This window comes from Paracoccus sp. KKT209 (assembly GCF_055635455.1).
In genome coordinates this window covers 903,664-919,758 of sequence record NZ_CM145758.1, presented here as the reverse complement: position 1 = coordinate 919,758, position 16,095 = coordinate 903,664, and the positions used below count along the sequence as shown (strand labels likewise).

Here is a 16,095-nt window from a genome sequence, read left to right as displayed (position 1 = left end):
CAGTATGAACCCTCGAGCCCCGCGAATGGCATCCGATACTTGCAGAGCGAGCCTGAGCTGAACCCTGCATCCGGCAGACATCCGGCGTGGACAGCCCAGGCTCCTGCTCCTTCAACAGTCTGATGATCTGCTTTGCGCTGGACCTTGATCGCACCCTTGTGTGGCTGCCGGCTAGCGGAGTTCCCCTCAAACCGGATGCGGAAGCGGGCTGCCGCTCATGGCCCTTTCCCTGATCTAGGTGATGAGGCTGGCCCATCCGCCGTCATCGGCATCTTGCACATGTCATGAGACTGCTCATGCCGTGCCCGCGACATGAGACGCCTCTTCTCCTGATCGGTTGAAGGTGGCCGACACTGTCCATGTCAGGAAAGTCCATCCTCAGCTCCGCTGTCTCCTTCTCTCAGCCTGCCATCGCGCTGTTCAAGACCTCTTCCAGGGTCGAGTCGTCGAATGCCGCGGTGGAGCCGGCGGCAATGATGCGGCCTTCGTTGATGCGGATATAGCTGTCGCAGAGGCGGATCGAGGACAGGTGGTGGCTGATCACGATGGTCGTGCCATTCCCCTTGCGGCTTTCCAGGATCTTCAGCGCCGCGGCCTCGGAAAGGATGTCCATGGCGTTGGTGGCCTCGTCCAGGATCAGCAGGCGCGGTTGCCGCAGCAGGGCGCGGGCCAGCGCGATCCGCTGGCGCTGGCCGGCCGAGAGGTTCAGGCCGCGGTCGCCCACGACCGTGTCGTATCCCTCGGGCAGCTTCCGGATGAACCCTTCCGCGTCGGCGGCCCTTGCGGCTGCCTGGACCTGGTCCAGACTGGCCCCCGGCGCGCCGTAGAGGATGTTTTCGGTGATGGTGCCGTCGAACAATTCCAGCTCCTGGCTGGCCATGGCGATCTTGCCCAGCCAGGACTCGCGCTCGATGTTGTCCAGGCGCAGGCCATCAACCAGGATCTCGCCCTCGACCGGGTCGATGACACCGCAGATCAGGTTGGCGATGGTCGACTTGCCCGATCCGGACCGGCCGATGACCGCGACCGAGGTGCCCGCCGGGATCTCGAACGAGACATCCTTCAGAGCCGCGGTGTTCCGCCCTTCGGCCACATAGCTGTAGCCGACATTCCTGAAGGTGATGCCCTGCTGGATGTCCGGCGCGGCCAGGGCAGCCTGCGGACGCGAGGGCGACGGGCGTGCCGTCAGCAACCACTGCACCTCGTCCAGCGACCCGTTCCAGCCACGCAGCGCAGCCAGCGAGCTCTGGATCTGTCTGACCTGCGGCTGCAGGCGATAAAGCAGGATGATGAAGGCCGCCGTGGTGCCGAAGGACACGCCAAGCCCCCAGGCGGTGAAGATCACGGCCATGAACAGCGCGGCGTGGGCGACCTCGGTCAAGGGGCCCACGGCAATCTGGCGCCGCAGCAGGTTCAGGGCCACCAGCCGCACGTTCTCCGAGGCTTCCGAAAAACGACGGATCTCGAACTCTTCGCGGTTGAACAGGCGGATCAGCCGCCAGGCGCTGATATGGTGCAGCATGCGCCCCGCCAACCCACGGTTCTGGGACGCGATTTCCCGCCCCAGGCGCGAGAAGTGGTTCGACATTCGGTCATGCGCGACCTGGATCACCCCTAGCCCCACCAGCACGACGATCGTCAGCTGCGGAGACAGGAAGAACAGGAAGACAAGAAAGATGAAGGTGGCGGCCAAGCGTTCGGACATGGCAGGAAAGCTGGGCTATGCCGTCATCAGGGCGGAACTGGATGCCCGCCGACGGCTCGAATCGCGTCCCATCGAGGCGGTGGTGCCGGCCCATGCCGCCATTGCCGCGCGGGCCGAGCGGCTTGCCGCGGCATTGCGCCAGGACAGCAAAGCCGATGCGTGACCCCGTCGCCAGCGTCATCATCTGCACGCGCGACCGGCCCCGGCAACTGCTGGCCTGCGTCGTGGCGGTGGCCAGGGCCGCTGCACGCTGCCCCGAGCTGCCCACCGAGATCATCGTCCTCGAGAACCTCAGCAAGCCGGATCTCGCGCTGGTCGAGGAGGAGGTCCTGCGCGCCGCCGGTGGTTCGGGACGCTTTATCAAGCTGACCGTCGGCGGCCTTTCAACCGCGCGAAATGCCGGCATGGCGGCTGCACGCGGGCAAATGCTGGTCTTCACCGACGACGACTGCATCATGGACAAGGACTACATGCGCGACCTTGCCCGCCATGCGGCGCAGCAGCCCGGGCACCTGTTCCTGGGCGGGCGGGTCAGGCTGGGCGATCCGGCGGACCTGCCCTTCACGATCAAGGACGATCTGGCGGAACAGACCTACGACGTCTCGATCCACCCCGGAGGGTTCGTACCGGGCTGCAACTTCGTCCTGTCCCGACAAACGGCAGAGGCGATCGGCAGCTTTGACACCGATTTCGGGGCGGGTGCGCCCTATCGCGCCGGCGAGGACACGGACTACATCATCCGCGGCCACCTGGCCGGCGTGCCGGTCCGATATGTCCCGGACATGTGCGTCCTGCATTACCACGGGCGCAAGGACATGGCCGATGTCGAAAGGCTCAGCCACGGCTATTCCTATGCCAACGGCGCGCTTTACGGCAAGTATATCCGCCAAGCCTGGCTGCTCAAACACCTCTACTGGAACATGCGTTCGGCGGTGAAAGAGCAGTTCGGCGGCCCCAGCTTCAACAGCGAGATCGGGCTCGGCTGGCGGGCAGTGGTCCGGGCCAATCTGGCCGGATTTGCCGCGTATCTGTCCCGGCAGGGCCAGTCTCGGCTTCGGCCCCGCCCGCGAGGCACCCCGCTGCAGATCCCCGCCGAGCCCCGGAGGCAGGATGACTGAAACGGTGACGGGGCGCAGCATCCCCTATTACGCCCGCCTGGACGGCCTGCGCGCCCTGGCGGTGCTGGGGGTCTTTGCCGAACATTTCACCTATAGCGAGATGATCCGCGGTTGGGGGCCGGGCATGATCGGCGTGCGCACGTTCTTCGTGTTGTCCGGGTTCCTCATCACCTCGATCCTGCTTGGGCAGCGGGGAAGCGCCTCTGGCGGGACCTTGGCGCGCCGCTTCTACCTGCGCCGGTTCTTGCGGCTGTCGCCCCCGTTCTACCTGGCGATCGCGCTGGCGGCCCTTCTGGGGATCTCGGGGATGCGGGCGGACTGGTGGGTCCACGGGCTCTACCTGTCGAACTTCCAGATCGCTCTTCAGGAACAATGAAGCGGCGCGGGACATTTCTGGACCCTGGCGGTCGAGGAGCAGTTCTACCTGCTCTGGTTCCCGGCGGTGGTCCTTGCTCCACGACGGTGGCTGCTGCCGATCGTCCTGGGCTGCCTGCTCCTGGCGCCGGGTTTTCGCCTGCTGATCGTCTTTGGTGCCAGCACCTTCATCGACGTCCTGCTGCCCTCGCAGCTGGACAGCCTTGGGGCCGGGGCGCTGATCGCCGTGATCAGTCGAACGCCGGCCCTGGGACGGGCAGACCGGATCTTTCTGAACCGCCGGCTGCTGATCCTGCTGATGGTGTCGATCGTGATCCTCAGCGCGCCGTGGCAGCATGCGGGGCTCCACAAGCCCATGGCCGTGAACTGGGTCCTGCTTCCCAGTCTGGTTTCGCTGGCCGCCGCCACCCTGATCCGCCAATGCGTGGCCGCCGAAGGGAACAGCCTCGGCTGGCTGACCCATCCGGCGCTGGTCCATGTCGGCAAGATTTCCTACGGGCTCTACGTCTACCATTACTTCGTCCCGCCGGCACTTTATGAGCATGTCCCGGCAATCCTCCTCCTCAGCGAAGGTCCCGCAAAGCTGCTGCGCAGCCTGATCTGGATCCTGATCTCCTTCGTGCTGGCCGAGATGTCCTGGCGCCTGATCGAAAGCCCAGTGATGCGCCGCCGCCGCCAGCCCGCCGCAGCGACGCCGGCCTGAGGGGCGGCCGGCCTGTGTCGCCCGTCGTGGACCACGGGACGCCGCGCCGGCCGGCCCTTGCGTCAGAGCAGAAAGTCGTTCGCCGTCAGCGAGGACACCCCGACCAGCCGGATTTCCAGATCCGCCAGGCCATCGCCCGTGACATCCGCCCGGACGATCACGTCCCGGTCGCTGCGCGCATACCAGACGCCGTGGGAGGACGCGGTGGTGCCGGTAAAGGAGAAGGCATCGTCAGCCTGGGACACGGGTCGTGCATCGATGCCGCTGAGTTTGATGACGTCCGTCCCCGACACGAAATCATGGATCATGTCGCGATTGCTGCCCGTGGCCGAGTCGGAGATCCGGTTGAAGACAAAGACGTCTGCGCTCCGGTCCAGGCCCCCATGCATCACGTCGCGCCCGGCACCGCCGTAAAGCGTGTCCGCCCCGCCGCCGCCCAGCAGCGTGTCGGCGCCCCTGTTGCCGCGCAGCAGGTTGTCCTGGCCATTGCCGGACAGCCAGTCGTCGCCCCTTCCGCCCAGCACATTCTCGATGTCGCGGATAACGTCATTGCCGTAACCGGTCTGCTGCGCGGTCTGGATCGACAGGTCAACCCTTGCCCCGATCGAGCCCGACACGATCAGCCGGTCGACGCCTGCGCCTCCGTCGATGATGTCGTCGCCCTCCTCAAGGTAGAGGCTGTCGTTCCCGTCGCCGCCCAGCAACTGGTCCGCCCCCGCCCCGCCAAAGAGCTGGTCGGCGCCCGCGCCGCCGACCAGGGTATCGGAGCCGTTCCCCCCATAAAGCGTGTCCCTGCCGGCCCGACCGTCCAGCAGGTCATTGCCGTCGCCGCCGGCCAGGATGTTCGCCGCATCATTGCCGAACAGTCGGTCATGGCCCAGGCCGCCGGTCGCATGTTCGATCTCGACCAGCACATCATTGCCATAGCCGGTGTTCTGCGCCCTGGTCAGGGCCAGGTCGATCTCGGCCGCCACGGCGCCCAGAACCACCACGGTGTCGCTGCCCGGACCGCCATCCAGCCGGTCATCCCCTTCATCCATGTGCAGCTGGTCATTGCCGCTGCCGCCGAACAGCTGATCGTGCCCGGTGCCGCCGAACAGGCGATCGTCACCCGCGCTGCCATGCAGCGTGTCGTTGCCCGCATGGCCTTGGATGGTGTCGTTACCGTCCCCGCCGTCGATCTCGTCGTCGCGGTCGGTGCCGTCGATCAAATTGCCGAAGGCGTCGCCATAGGTGACCTGCCCCAGCGTCAAGTTGTCCAGGTCGCCGGGCCGCACCTCGATATCGCCCACGCGCGCCACCAGGGGACGGCCCGGATCCTGCCACTTGCCGGCCCAGGCCTCCTGCGCGGGCGCGACGGCCCAGAGGTCGACATAGCTGGACAACTGGCCCGTGTACCAGACATTGCCCGGCATGTCGGCCGCGCCATAGCGTCCAACCACCTGGCCGTCGATGATGAAGACGGCCTCGGTCTCGCTGATGGTCATCTCATAGCTGTGCATGCCCTTTGCGGCATCGAAGCCCAGGTCCACGATGATCGGCTGACCGTTGTTGGTCAGGGTGATGTGCCGGCCATTGGCGTCCTGCATATGGATGCACAGCTGCACCTTGGTCGTGTCGCCGCCCACGAACTCGAAATCGAATTCCAAGGTGGGGTCGTTCTTCCAGTCCGACTTGTAGAGGAACATGCCGAAAACCGCGCCGGGCACCATCTCGGGCACCTGCGCCTGCCAAGTCCAGGTGCCGGTGGTGGCCTTGGCCATGGACTGGATCTCGGCCCCCTGCACGGGCCGGGCAGATCCCGCGGGTGCCCTGTCCAGAACGAACTCGATGGCGCCGTCGGCGGCCTTGCGCACGTTCTGGCTGGCCCATTTGGTGATGCTGGATTGGCCGGCATTCCAGTCCGAGATGATCCAGCTGTCCGAGGTGAGCCTTTGCCCGAGTTGCGCCAGGTGAACCGATTGCGCGTCATAGGTGATTGGCATGCCCGCTCCTGAATAGAAAGTTATTGAAGGACCGCCACCCTGCCGAAGCAGTCCCCGGCGGCGTCCACACAACCTAAAGGAGAAATAGCTACAAAAGCCTTGTAAGCGGTGGATGTCCGGGCTGGCTACTATTCACAAGTATATGATGGATAGAATATGACTCTCCTTCAGGATGAGTTGCGGCGGGATCCTGCCTGCGCATGCAAAAGGCCCGCTGTCGCATGGACAGCGGGCCCTTCATGTCATCAGGGGCGGATGTTCGTCCCCTTCGGGTTCGGGACCTCCCCGGCCCCGTCTTTTCAGTCCTCAGCCCATCCGCTCGGAGGCGTATTCGTTGGGGCTGGCCGGGAAAACGACGGTCTTGTCGCCGCTGATGAAGACGCGGCGGTGGATATGGGCGTGGATCGCGCGGGCCAGCACCTGGCTCTCGACGTCGCGGCCCAGGCTGACGTAATCTGACGCGCTCTGGGCGTGGGTCACGCGGACGATGTCCTGCTCGATGATCGGGCCCTCGTCCAGGTCGGCGGTGACGTAGTGGCTGGTCGCGCCGATCAGCTTCACGCCGCGCTCATAGGCCTGCTTGTAGGGGTTGGCACCCTTGAAGCTGGGCAGGAACGAATGGTGGATGTTGATGATGCGGCCCGACATCTTCTGGCAGATCTCGTCCGACAGGATCTGCATGTAGCGCGCCAGCACCACAAGGTCCGCGCCGCTTTCCTGCACGACGCGCATCTGCTGCGCCTCGGCCTCGGGTTTGTTGGCCTTGGTCACCTTGATGTAGTGGAAGGGAAGATCGTGGTTCACGACGACCTTCTGGTAATCCATGTGGTTCGAGATGACGGCGACGATGTCGATGGGCAGCGCGCCGATCCGCCAGCGATACAGAAGGTCGTTCAGGCAGTGCCCGAAATGGGACACCATGATCACGACCTTCATCTTCTGGCAGGGATCGTGGAAGGCATAGTCCATGCCGAAGGTCTGGGCATGGGCGGCGAATTCCTCGCTCAGGTCCTCGCGCGACTTGCCCTGCTCGGACATGAAGCTGAGGCGCATGAAGAAGCGGTCGTTCTCGAGGTCGGTGAACTGCGAGCTGTCGTGGATGTTGCAGCCGCGCTCGGCGAGGAAGGTCGAGATCGCCGCGACGATGCCGGTCCGGACGGGGCAGGAGACGGTAAGGATGATCTGGGGCATGGATTCTTGGCACCTTTCCAAGGGCTCGGCATGAGGGCAGGCCGCTGCCGACGCTGCCGAATGTTGTGACGGGGTCCTGCTGCCGCTTCGAGGCGCGCGCGGGCACGAGGTGCCGCGGGCGCAGGCCGGATGAGGGCCGAAATCGGCGGGATTGCGGGTGCGACGCCCGGTCGGGCGACGCTCTGGATGTCGTCCCGGGCAGTTAGCCCCAAGCGCCAATCGGTCGCATGAATGTTCGCGACATTCCGATAGGAGATGTGCGCCCGGCCCCTGCCCGCCTCCGGAAGTTGCCCTGCGCGTCAATCTGTCACGCTGCTGCGGCGTCACACAGGGGTCATGAGGAAGGGATAGAGAACCGCTGACCCTGCCGCGCGGGTTCCCCGCTGCGCCATTTCGTCGCGATGCTCCTGCGACTGCGTCGCACTCGTCCTGCCCATCCGGCCGCGATCCGGGAATAACCGCAGGACTGAAAAGTTCGCCAGTCTCCAAAGCCCAGCTCAGCCGCCCCTGCAGAAGCATAGCGACACGACCTCGCAGCACCGCATGCGCCCAGGCACCCCCGGCGGGTCGCAGGGACCGCGCGGCTGCTGCCGCTGCACCACGACAAGACGGAACACGCATGGCTGGACCAACCTCGGCAGGCGGACGCCAACTCAGGAGGAGAGATCTTGACCTACAATCCGAAGGCGGGCAGTGCCATGCACCAGCCCGGTAGCCCCTCGACCAACGGTGTCATCGACACCGATTACCAGGTCGGCCGCGACAACATCGCGGGAACGGTGGGCCCGTTCGATTACAACATCCACAACCCGGTCTTCGCGATCTCGGCCATCAGCGTGATCGCCTTCGTGATCTTCGCCATCGCCATGCCCGAGACCTCGGGCGCGATGTTCTCGACCCTGTTCAACGAGGTCACGCAGGGCTTCGACTGGTTCTTCATCGGTGCCGCCGACATCTTCGTGATCCTTTGCCTGGTGCTGATCCTCAGCCCCTATGGCAAGGTGCGCCTCGGCGGACGCGACGCGGTTCCCGACTTCAGCTATCTCAGCTGGTTCGCGATGCTGTTCGCGGCAGGCATGGGCATCGGCCTGATGTTCTACGGCGTGTCCGAGCCGCTCAGCCACTTCTCGTCCTCTCTGGGCGGAACGGCTGTCGGGGCGGATGGCGTCCGCACGGACTGGGCCCCGCTGGGTGGCGGCGCGACCGAGGCCGAGGCGATCCGCGTCGGCATGGCCGCCACGATCTTCCACTGGGCGCTGCACCCCTGGGCCATCTACGCGGTGGTGGGCCTCAGCCTGGCGCTGTTCAGCTACAACAAGGGCCTGCCGCTGACCATGCGCTCGGCCTTCTACCCGATCTTCGGCGAGCGCGTCTGGGGCTGGCCGGGCCACATCATCGACATCCTGGCGGTCTTTGCCACGCTGTTCGGTCTGGCCACCTCTCTGGGTCTGGGTTCGGTGCAGGCCAATGCCGGCTTCAACCACCTGTTCGGCATGCCGATCAACGAAACCTCGCAGATCATCCTGATCATCGGCATCACTGCCATTGCGCTCTTCTCGGTCATCCGCGGCCTGGAGGCCGGGGTGAAGCTGATGTCGCAGATCAACATGGGCCTGGCCTTCGGCCTGCTGGCCTTCGTGCTCTTCGCGGGTCCGACGCTGCTGCTGCTGACCGACATGGGCGACTTCCTGCTGGCCTATCTGCAGTACCTGCCGGCGCTGTCGAACCCGGTCGGGCGTGACGACGTGAACTTCATGCAGGGCTGGACCTCGTTCTACTGGGCCTGGTGGATCAGCTGGTCGCCCTTCGTCGGCATGTTCATCGCCCGCGTCTCGCGCGGCCGGACGGTGCGCGAGTTCCTGATCAGCGTCCTGCTGATCCCGTCGCTGGTCTGCGTGGTGTGGATGTCGATCTTCGGCGGCGAGGCGATCAGCCAGGTCGTCCGTCAGGGCTACACCGCCGTCAGCGAGGCCGATCTGCCGCTGCAGCTGTTCACCATGCTGGAGAACCTGCCGCTGTCGGGCATCACCTCGTTCGTCGGCATCATCCTGGTGATCGTGTTCTTCGTCACGTCGTCCGACTCGGGTTCGCTGGTGATCGACACGATCACGGCGGGCGGCAAGGTCGATGCACCTATGCCGCAGCGGGTCTTCTGGTGCGTCTTCGAGGCCATCGTCGCGATCGTCCTGCTGCTGTCGGTGGGCGGCCTGAAGTCGCTGCAGTCCATGGTCATCTCGACCGGCCTGCCTTTCACGGCCCTGCTGCTGATCATGTGCGTGTCGGTCTGGCGGGGCCTGGCCAGCGAGCCGCGCTGATCCCGCGGCGCCCCGGCGCCGCACCCAAAAATTCGAACCCCCGCGGGACACACGTCCCGCGGGGGTTTTTCATTCGGCCGGGCCCGTCAGGCGGCGATGGCCTGCCGCATGGACAGGGGCGTGTCGCCAAAGCGGCGCCGGAACATCCGGCTCAGATGCGACGAATCACAGAAACCGCAATCCACCGCGATCTGCGAGATCGACTTGTCGCTGGTGCGGATCAGGTGATGGGCCAGCGACAGGCGGATGCTGAGAAAGGCCGCCTGGGGCGAGGTGTTCAGCGCGTTGCGGAAATGGCGCTCCAGCTGCCGCTTGCTGTGGCCGATCCGGCGGGCCACCTCGGCCACCGAGAAGGGCGCGTCGATGTTCTGCTGCATCAGCAGCAGCGCCCGCAGCACGATCGGGTCGCGGGTCTTGAAGTCCATGGTGATGCCGGGCTGCGGCTTTTCCGCCTGCAGGGCCTCGTCGATGATCATGATGTGCAGGCTCTTGCTGGCCTGCGCGCGGCCGACATGGCGATCCACCAGGAAGGCCGCCAAATGGGCCGAACTGGCGCCGCCCGAACAGGTCAGCCGGTCGCGATCGACCACGAAGATCTGGTCCGTGACCGGATTCAGCCCCTCGAACTGCTCCAGGAAGTCGGCATGGTGGAACCAGCTGACGCAGCAGCGATAGCCGTCCAGCAGCCCGGCCTGGTGCAGCAGGAAGGCCCCGGTGCAGACACCCACCAGCGGCACGCCCTTCTGCGCGGCCTCGTGCAGGAAGCGGACATAGGGGGCGCGCAGGGTCTTGGTGTCCTCCATCAGCCCGCCGATCACGACGATATAGTCGAATCGGGTCGGGTCCCCCAGGCGTTCCTTGGGCTGGACGGTGATCCCGCAGCTGGAGGCGACGGCATCCATGTCATCCGACAGCACCGTCCAGCGGCACAGGATCGGCCGCGAGCGGTCTCCTTCGTCCGCGGCAAGGCGCAGCACGTCCACGAAATTCGCAAAGGCGCAGAGCGTGAAGCGCCGCGCCAGGATGAAGCCGACCGACAGGCGGACATCCTCGTTCGCGCCGCGGGCGGCACGGGTGGGCATGCGGGGTCGCAAGGGATTGGGGGAGAGTGCGGGAATCTGTTCCATAGGTCCTGCCGTTCCTGCGCGCGGGGTGACGCATTGTCGTAGCCGTAATCCCCCGATGACGCAAATGTTCTGTCGCGGACGGCTGTAATATTGCATTCATACGCTCAAGAAGGCCGGCGCTACTGCTGATTCACCGGCCCCGCGATGCGCCGCCTGCAGGGTCGGTGCCGGGGGCCAGGGTCGCGTCCGTCCTGTCGTCCGCAGCCGCGGGCAAGGAACCTAAGGCCCGGTTCGCCGGAGCCACGACGAGGAGGAGCTGAAAATGAAAGTTCTGGTCCCTGTGAAGCGGGTGGTGGACTACAACGTCAAGATACGCGTGAAGTCCGACGGGACGGGCGTGGACTTGGCGAACGTGAAGATGTCGATGAACCCCTTCGACGAGATCGCCGTCGAGGAGGCCGTGCGCCTGAAGGAATCGGGCGCCGCCAGCGAGGTCATCGTCGTTTCCGTCGGCCCGGCACAGGCGCAGGAGGTGCTGCGCACCGCGCTCGCCATGGGCGCCGACCGCGCCATCCTGATCGTCGCCGAAGGCACGGTCGAGCCGCTGACTGTCGCAAAGCTTCTGAAGGGCGTGGCCCAGGCCGAAGAGCCCGGCCTGGTCATCCTGGGCAAGCAGGCGATCGACGACGACTGCAACCAGACCGGCCAGATGCTGTCGGCCCTGCTGGGCTGGGCCCAGGCGACCTTCGCCTCAAAGCTGGAACTGTCGGGCGACACGGCCAAGGTCACGCGCGAGATCGACGGCGGCCTGCAGGTCATCGACGTCACCCTGCCGGCCATCGTGACGGCCGACCTGCGCCTGAACGAGCCGCGCTATGCCAGCCTTCCCAACATCATGAAGGCCAAGAAGAAGCCGCTGGTCCAGCAGACCCCCGAGGATTACGGCGTCACCCCCGCGGCGCGCCTGTCGGTCCTGCGGGTCGAGGAACCTTCCGGGCGCCAGGCCGGCATGCGCGTCTCCAGCGTGGCCGAGCTGCTCGACAAGTTGAAAAACGAAGCTGCGGTCATCTGAGCGGACAGGGAACACAGACATGGCAATTCTTCTTCTTGCAGATCACGACAACGCAACCCTGTCCGAGACCACCGCGCGCGCCCTGACGGCCGCCTCGCGGATCGGCGGAGAGATCGACATCCTGGTGGCCGGTAAGGGTGCCGGCGCCGCCGCCCAGGCCGCGGCCGGGCTGACGGGCGTGCGCCGCGTGCTGCTGGCCGAGGCCGATGCGCTGGAGCACCGCCTGGCCGAGCCGACCGCCGCGCTGATCGTGGCGATCGCCTCCAGCTATGACACCATCATCGCCCCGGCCACCAGCACCGGCAAGAACGTCCTGCCCCGCGTCGCGGCGCTGCTGGACGTGATGCAGATCTCGGATGCGATCGAGGTCGTCTCCTCCGACACGTTCAAGCGCCCGATCTATGCCGGCAACGCCATCGAGGTGGTGCAGTCCCGCGAGGCCGTGCGCGTCGTGACCGTCCGCACCTCCAGCTTCGATGCCGCCGCCGCCGGTGCCGCCGCGGCGCCCGTCGAGGCCCTGCCCGCCGGAGCCGAGGGCGCGGAGCTGTCGCGCTTTGTCGAGAACCTGCTGTCGCACAGCGAGCGTCCCGAACTGGGATCGGCCAAGATCATCGTCTCGGGCGGCCGTGCCCTGGGCTCGCAGGAGCGGTTCAACCAGATCATCAACCCGCTGGCCGACAAGCTGGGCGCCGCCGTGGGCGCCAGCCGCGCGGCGGTCGATGCGGGCTATGCCCCCAACGACTTCCAGGTCGGCCAGACCGGCAAGATCGTCGCCCCCGACCTTTATGTCGCCTGCGGCATCTCGGGCGCCATCCAGCACCTGGCCGGCATGAAGGACAGCAAGATCATCGTCGCCATCAACAATGACGGCGAGGCGCCGATCTTCCAGGTCGCCGACTACGGCCTGGTGGGCGACCTGTTCGAGATCCTGCCCGAACTCGAGCGCCAGCTGTGATGTCGGCCGAAGCCCAGGTCGAGGACCAGCCGGTGACTGCCCAGATCATCGACGGCAAGGCATTTGCCGCCAGCCTGGGCGAACGCATCGCGGAACATGCGGCCGCCTTCGCCGCCCGGACCGGCCGCGCGCCGGGCCTGGCGGTGGTGCTGGTCGGCACCGACCCGGCCAGCCAGGTCTATGTCCGCAGCAAGGGCCGCATGGCCCGCCAGCTGGGCATGGAAAGCTTTGAGCATGTCCTGTCCGAGGATTGCACCCAGCAGGAACTGATGTCGCTGATCGGGGACCTGAACGCCGATGACACGGTGGACGGGATCCTGGTTCAGCTTCCCCTGCCCGGCCACCTGGACAGCCTGGCGGTCATCAAGGCCATCGATCCCGACAAGGACGTCGACGGCCTGCATCCGGTCAATGCGGGCTATCTGGCCTCGGGCATGCCGGGGCTGGTCTCCTGCACGCCGCTTGGCTGCCTGATGCTGCTCCGCTCCAGCCTGGGCAACCTGTCGGGCCTGGACGCGGTCGTCGTCGGCCGCTCGATCCTGGTCGGCAAGCCGATGGCGCAGCTGCTGCTGGCCGAGAACTGCACCGTCACCATGGCCCATTCGCGCACCCGCGACCTGCCCGCCAAGCTGGCGCAGGCGGATATCGTGGTCGCCGCCGTCGGCGCGGCCGAGATGATCCAGGGCGACTGGATCAAGCCGGGCGCCACGGTCATCGACGTGGGCACCAGCCGCGTCACCCGCGACGGCAAGGCCCGCCTGGTCGGCGACGTGCATTTCGAAACCGCCGCCCGCCGCGCCCGCGCGATCACCCCGGTTCCGGGCGGCGTCGGTCCGATGACGATCATGACGCTGATGCACAACACGCTGATCGCAGCCTATCGCCGCGTCGGCCTGCCCGCGCCCGATCTAAAATGACGCACGGCCCCGGGCGCCGCACGCTCTGTCATTCGGCCGCCGGACGTGATTGTCTGGCGGCCGCCTTTCCCGTTTCAAACATCTCGAAAGCAAGGAATCCGTGATGTCTTCATTCCCAGAGAGGGCCAGGGTCGTCATTGTCGGCCTCGGTGGAATCGTCGGGGCCTCGGTCGCCCATCATCTCATCGAGAACGGGTGGGACGACATCGTGGGCATCGACAAGTCGGGCATCCCGACCGATATCGGCTCGACCGCCCATGCCTCCGACTTCTGCTATGCGACCAGCCATGACCTGCTGTCGTGCTGGACGACCATGTACTCCATGGATTTCTACGAGAAGCTGGGCAACTACAAGCGCATCGGCGGCCTGGAAGTCGCGCGCGTCGGCGACGACGCCCGCATGGCCGAACTGAAGCGCCGCGTCGACAGCGGCAAGGCCTTCGGCACCAACGTCAAGATCATCTCGGCCGCCGAGGCCAAGGAGAAGTTCCCCCTGCTGGAGGAAGACCAGATCCAGGGCGCGCTCTGGGATCCCGATGCGGGCCTGGTCGTGCCGCGGTCGCAGACGGTCGCCGGCAAGCTGGTCGACATGGGCGTGAACGCCGGCAAGCTGAAGATCTTTGCCAACACCCCGGCGCTGGAACTGATCCACGAGAACGGTCGCATCAAGGGCGTCAAGACCTCGCGCGGCACGATCATGGCGGATTACGTCGTGGTCTGCGCCGGCCTCTGGGGTCGCCTGATCGCCGAGATGGCGGGCGAGGACCTGCCGGTGATGCCGGTCGACCACCCGCTGACCTTCTTCGGTCCCTATGACGAATTCGCCGGCACCGGACTGGAAATCGGCCGTCCGCTGCTGCGCGACCAGGGCAACTCGGCCTATCTGCGCGACACGGGCGATCCCAACACCACCGAAGGCGGCCAGATCGAGTGGGGCTACTACTACGAGAAGGACGTCCGGATGGTCCATCCGCGCGAGCTTCTGGAAAAGGATCAGGCCCGCCTGTCGCCCTCGCAGCGCGACCTGGTGCTGGACGACGTGATCGAGCCGCTGGAGCGGGCGATGGAGCTGACGCCGATCCTGGCGGAACTGGGCTTCAACGAAAGCCACTCGTTCAACGGCCTGCTGCAGACGACCACCGACGGCGGTCCGTCGATGGGCGAAAGCCGCAAGATGCGCGGCCTGTGGTATGCCGTGGCCATCTGGGTCAAGGACGGCCCGGGCATGGGCAAGCTGATCGCCGACTGGATGACCAAGGGTCGCACCGACATCGACCATCACGCGATCGACTATGCCCGCTTCAACGACTTCCAGCTGTCCGAGGACTATATCTGGGGTCGCTGCGAGGAAACGGCCGCCAAGATCTACAACCCGCCGGTGCACCCGCGCGAGCCCTTTGCCAATGCCCGCGGCATCCGCCGTTCGCCCTTCCACGAGCGTGAGAAGGAACTGGGCGGCTACTTCATGGAACTGGGTGGCTGGGAACGCGCCCACGGCTATGCCGCCAACGAGCATCTGCTGGAGAAATACGCGGACCAGGTGCCGCTGCGCGAGAACGAATGGGACAGCCGCCATTTCTGGCGCGTGTCGAACGCCGAGCAGCTGGAGATGAGCGCCGATTGCGGCATCATCAACCTGTCGCACTTCCACATGACCGACATCGAGGGCCCGGACCACGTCGCCCTGATGGAATGGCTCTGCGCGGCCAAGATCGGCGGCGACGCCAACATCGGCAAGGGCATCTACACCCATATGCTGGACGAGGAAGGCATGGTTCGCGCCGACTTCACCGTCTTCCGCATGGGTGACCGCTGCCGCCTGGTGAACGGTGCCGATGCCGGCCCGCGCGACCTGATCTACATGCGCCGCGTGGCACAGGACAAAGGCTTTGACGTCACCATCACCGACGTGACCGAAAAGTTCACCACCATCGGCATCTGGGGCCCCAACGCGCGGGAGAACCTCAAGAAGGTCGTGGCCGATCCGGACGCGCTGGACGCGGCGAACTTCCCCTTCGCGGCCATCCGCGAGATCGAGATCGCCGGCTGCAAGGTCATGGCCTTCCGCATCTCCTATGTGGGCGAACAGGGCTGGGAACTGCACCTGCGCTACGACGACGGTCTGGCAGTCTGGGACGCGCTGCGTGGTGCCGGCGTCATGGCCGTGGGCGTCGAGACCTATGCGAACTCGCGTCGCCTGGAAAAGTCGCTGCGCCTGCAGAACGCCGACCTTCTGACCCAGTACAACCTCTACGAGGCCGACCTGTCGCGTCCGAAGGTCAAGGAGGCCGATTTCGTCGGCAAGGCCAAGCACCAGGAGTACCGCGAGCGCGCCAACCAGCCCGCCATGCTGTGCACCCTGGTGATGACCGACAACGTCGACAGCAACGGCGTCGCGCGCTTCCCGGTCGGGACGCTGCCGGTCATGGATCCCGAGAGCGGCGAAGTGCTGATCGACGAGTTGGGCCGGCGGTCCTACACGACCTCCATCGCCTATGGTCCCAGCGTCGGCAAGAACATCGCGCTGGCCTACCTGCCCTGGGCCTATTGCCAGGAGGGCCGCAAGCTGAACGTGTCGTATTTCGACGAGATCTACCCGGTCGAGGTCGTGGGCATCGGCTACAAGCCGATCTACGACCCCGAGAACCTCAAGCCCAGAAGCTGAGGACAAGATCAGCTAACCTGAACAAGA

The 16,095-nt window shown here is 65.9% G+C and carries 11 protein-coding genes and 1 pseudogene; 8 read left to right on the top strand and 4 right to left on the bottom strand.

Annotation, left to right across the window (positions count from 1 at the left end):
• Nucleotides 1-400: 400 nt before the first annotated feature.
• Nucleotides 401-1,705, bottom strand: coding sequence for an ABC transporter ATP-binding protein (locus ACZ2G3_RS04525; RefSeq protein WP_470397928.1), 1,305 nt, complete (start codon nt 1,703-1,705; stop codon nt 401-403).
• Between ACZ2G3_RS04525 and ACZ2G3_RS04520 the strand changes: the two genes are divergently transcribed.
• The 3 genes and pseudogenes from ACZ2G3_RS04520 (at nt 1,704) to ACZ2G3_RS04510 (ending at nt 3,901) form a co-directional block, all read left to right on the top strand.
• On the top strand, nt 1,704-1,868 hold the full coding sequence (locus ACZ2G3_RS04520; protein WP_470397926.1) for a hypothetical protein: 165 nt from the start codon (nt 1,704-1,706) through the stop codon (nt 1,866-1,868). The two genes, ACZ2G3_RS04525 and ACZ2G3_RS04520, sit on opposite strands and share 2 nt — an antisense overlap.
• Nucleotides 1,861-2,823, top strand: a complete 963-nt coding sequence (locus ACZ2G3_RS04515; RefSeq protein WP_470397924.1) for a glycosyltransferase — start codon at nt 1,861-1,863, stop codon at nt 2,821-2,823. Before ACZ2G3_RS04520 ends, ACZ2G3_RS04515 begins: the two co-directional genes overlap by 8 nt.
• Nucleotides 2,816-3,901 (top strand): annotated as a pseudogene (locus tag ACZ2G3_RS04510) (acyltransferase family protein). The gene ACZ2G3_RS04515 and the pseudogene ACZ2G3_RS04510 overlap by 8 nt, the downstream one beginning before the upstream one ends.
• Nucleotides 3,902-3,963: 62 nt before the next feature.
• Here ACZ2G3_RS04510 and ACZ2G3_RS04505 read toward each other — a convergent pair.
• The gene (locus tag ACZ2G3_RS04505; RefSeq protein ID WP_470397922.1) at nt 3,964-5,886 is read right to left on the bottom strand and encodes a M10 family metallopeptidase C-terminal domain-containing protein; all 1,923 of its coding nucleotides are present in this window, start codon (nt 5,884-5,886) and stop codon (nt 3,964-3,966) included.
• Nucleotides 5,887-6,192: 306 nt separating this feature from the next.
• Nucleotides 6,193-7,077, bottom strand: a complete 885-nt coding sequence (gene purU, locus ACZ2G3_RS04500; protein WP_470397921.1) for a formyltetrahydrofolate deformylase — start codon at nt 7,075-7,077, stop codon at nt 6,193-6,195.
• 698 nt (nt 7,078-7,775) lie between these two features.
• Between purU and ACZ2G3_RS04495 the strand changes: the two genes are divergently transcribed.
• Nucleotides 7,776-9,392 (top strand): BCCT family transporter, encoded by a 1,617-nt coding sequence (locus tag ACZ2G3_RS04495; RefSeq protein WP_470399051.1) that lies wholly within the window; start codon nt 7,776-7,778, stop codon nt 9,390-9,392.
• An 86-nt stretch (nt 9,393-9,478) separates the two neighbouring features.
• Here the strand turns inward: ACZ2G3_RS04495 and ACZ2G3_RS04490 are convergent, their stop codons facing one another.
• Complete coding sequence (locus tag ACZ2G3_RS04490; protein WP_470397919.1) at nt 9,479-10,474, bottom strand: GlxA family transcriptional regulator; 996 nt, start codon at nt 10,472-10,474, stop codon at nt 9,479-9,481.
• A gap of 307 nt (nt 10,475-10,781) precedes the next feature.
• Here ACZ2G3_RS04490 and ACZ2G3_RS04485 point away from each other — a divergent pair, with 307 nt between their 5' ends.
• From ACZ2G3_RS04485 to ACZ2G3_RS04470, 4 genes are all read left to right on the top strand, one after another.
• Nucleotides 10,782-11,531, top strand: coding sequence for an electron transfer flavoprotein subunit beta/FixA family protein (locus ACZ2G3_RS04485; RefSeq protein ID WP_470397917.1), 750 nt, complete (start codon nt 10,782-10,784; stop codon nt 11,529-11,531).
• 19 nt (nt 11,532-11,550) lie between these two features.
• Complete coding sequence (locus ACZ2G3_RS04480; RefSeq protein WP_470397915.1) at nt 11,551-12,486, top strand: electron transfer flavoprotein subunit alpha/FixB family protein; 936 nt, start codon at nt 11,551-11,553, stop codon at nt 12,484-12,486.
• Between the two features lie 32 nt (nt 12,487-12,518).
• Nucleotides 12,519-13,403 (top strand): bifunctional methylenetetrahydrofolate dehydrogenase/methenyltetrahydrofolate cyclohydrolase FolD, encoded by an 885-nt coding sequence (folD, locus tag ACZ2G3_RS04475; protein ID WP_470399049.1) that lies wholly within the window; start codon nt 12,519-12,521, stop codon nt 13,401-13,403.
• A gap of 103 nt (nt 13,404-13,506) precedes the next feature.
• Nucleotides 13,507-16,068 carry a GcvT family protein gene (locus ACZ2G3_RS04470; RefSeq protein ID WP_419271259.1) on the top strand — a complete coding sequence of 854 codons (2,562 nt, stop codon included), beginning with the start codon at nt 13,507-13,509 and terminating at the stop codon, nt 16,066-16,068.
• Nucleotides 16,069-16,095: the final 27 nt, after the last annotated feature.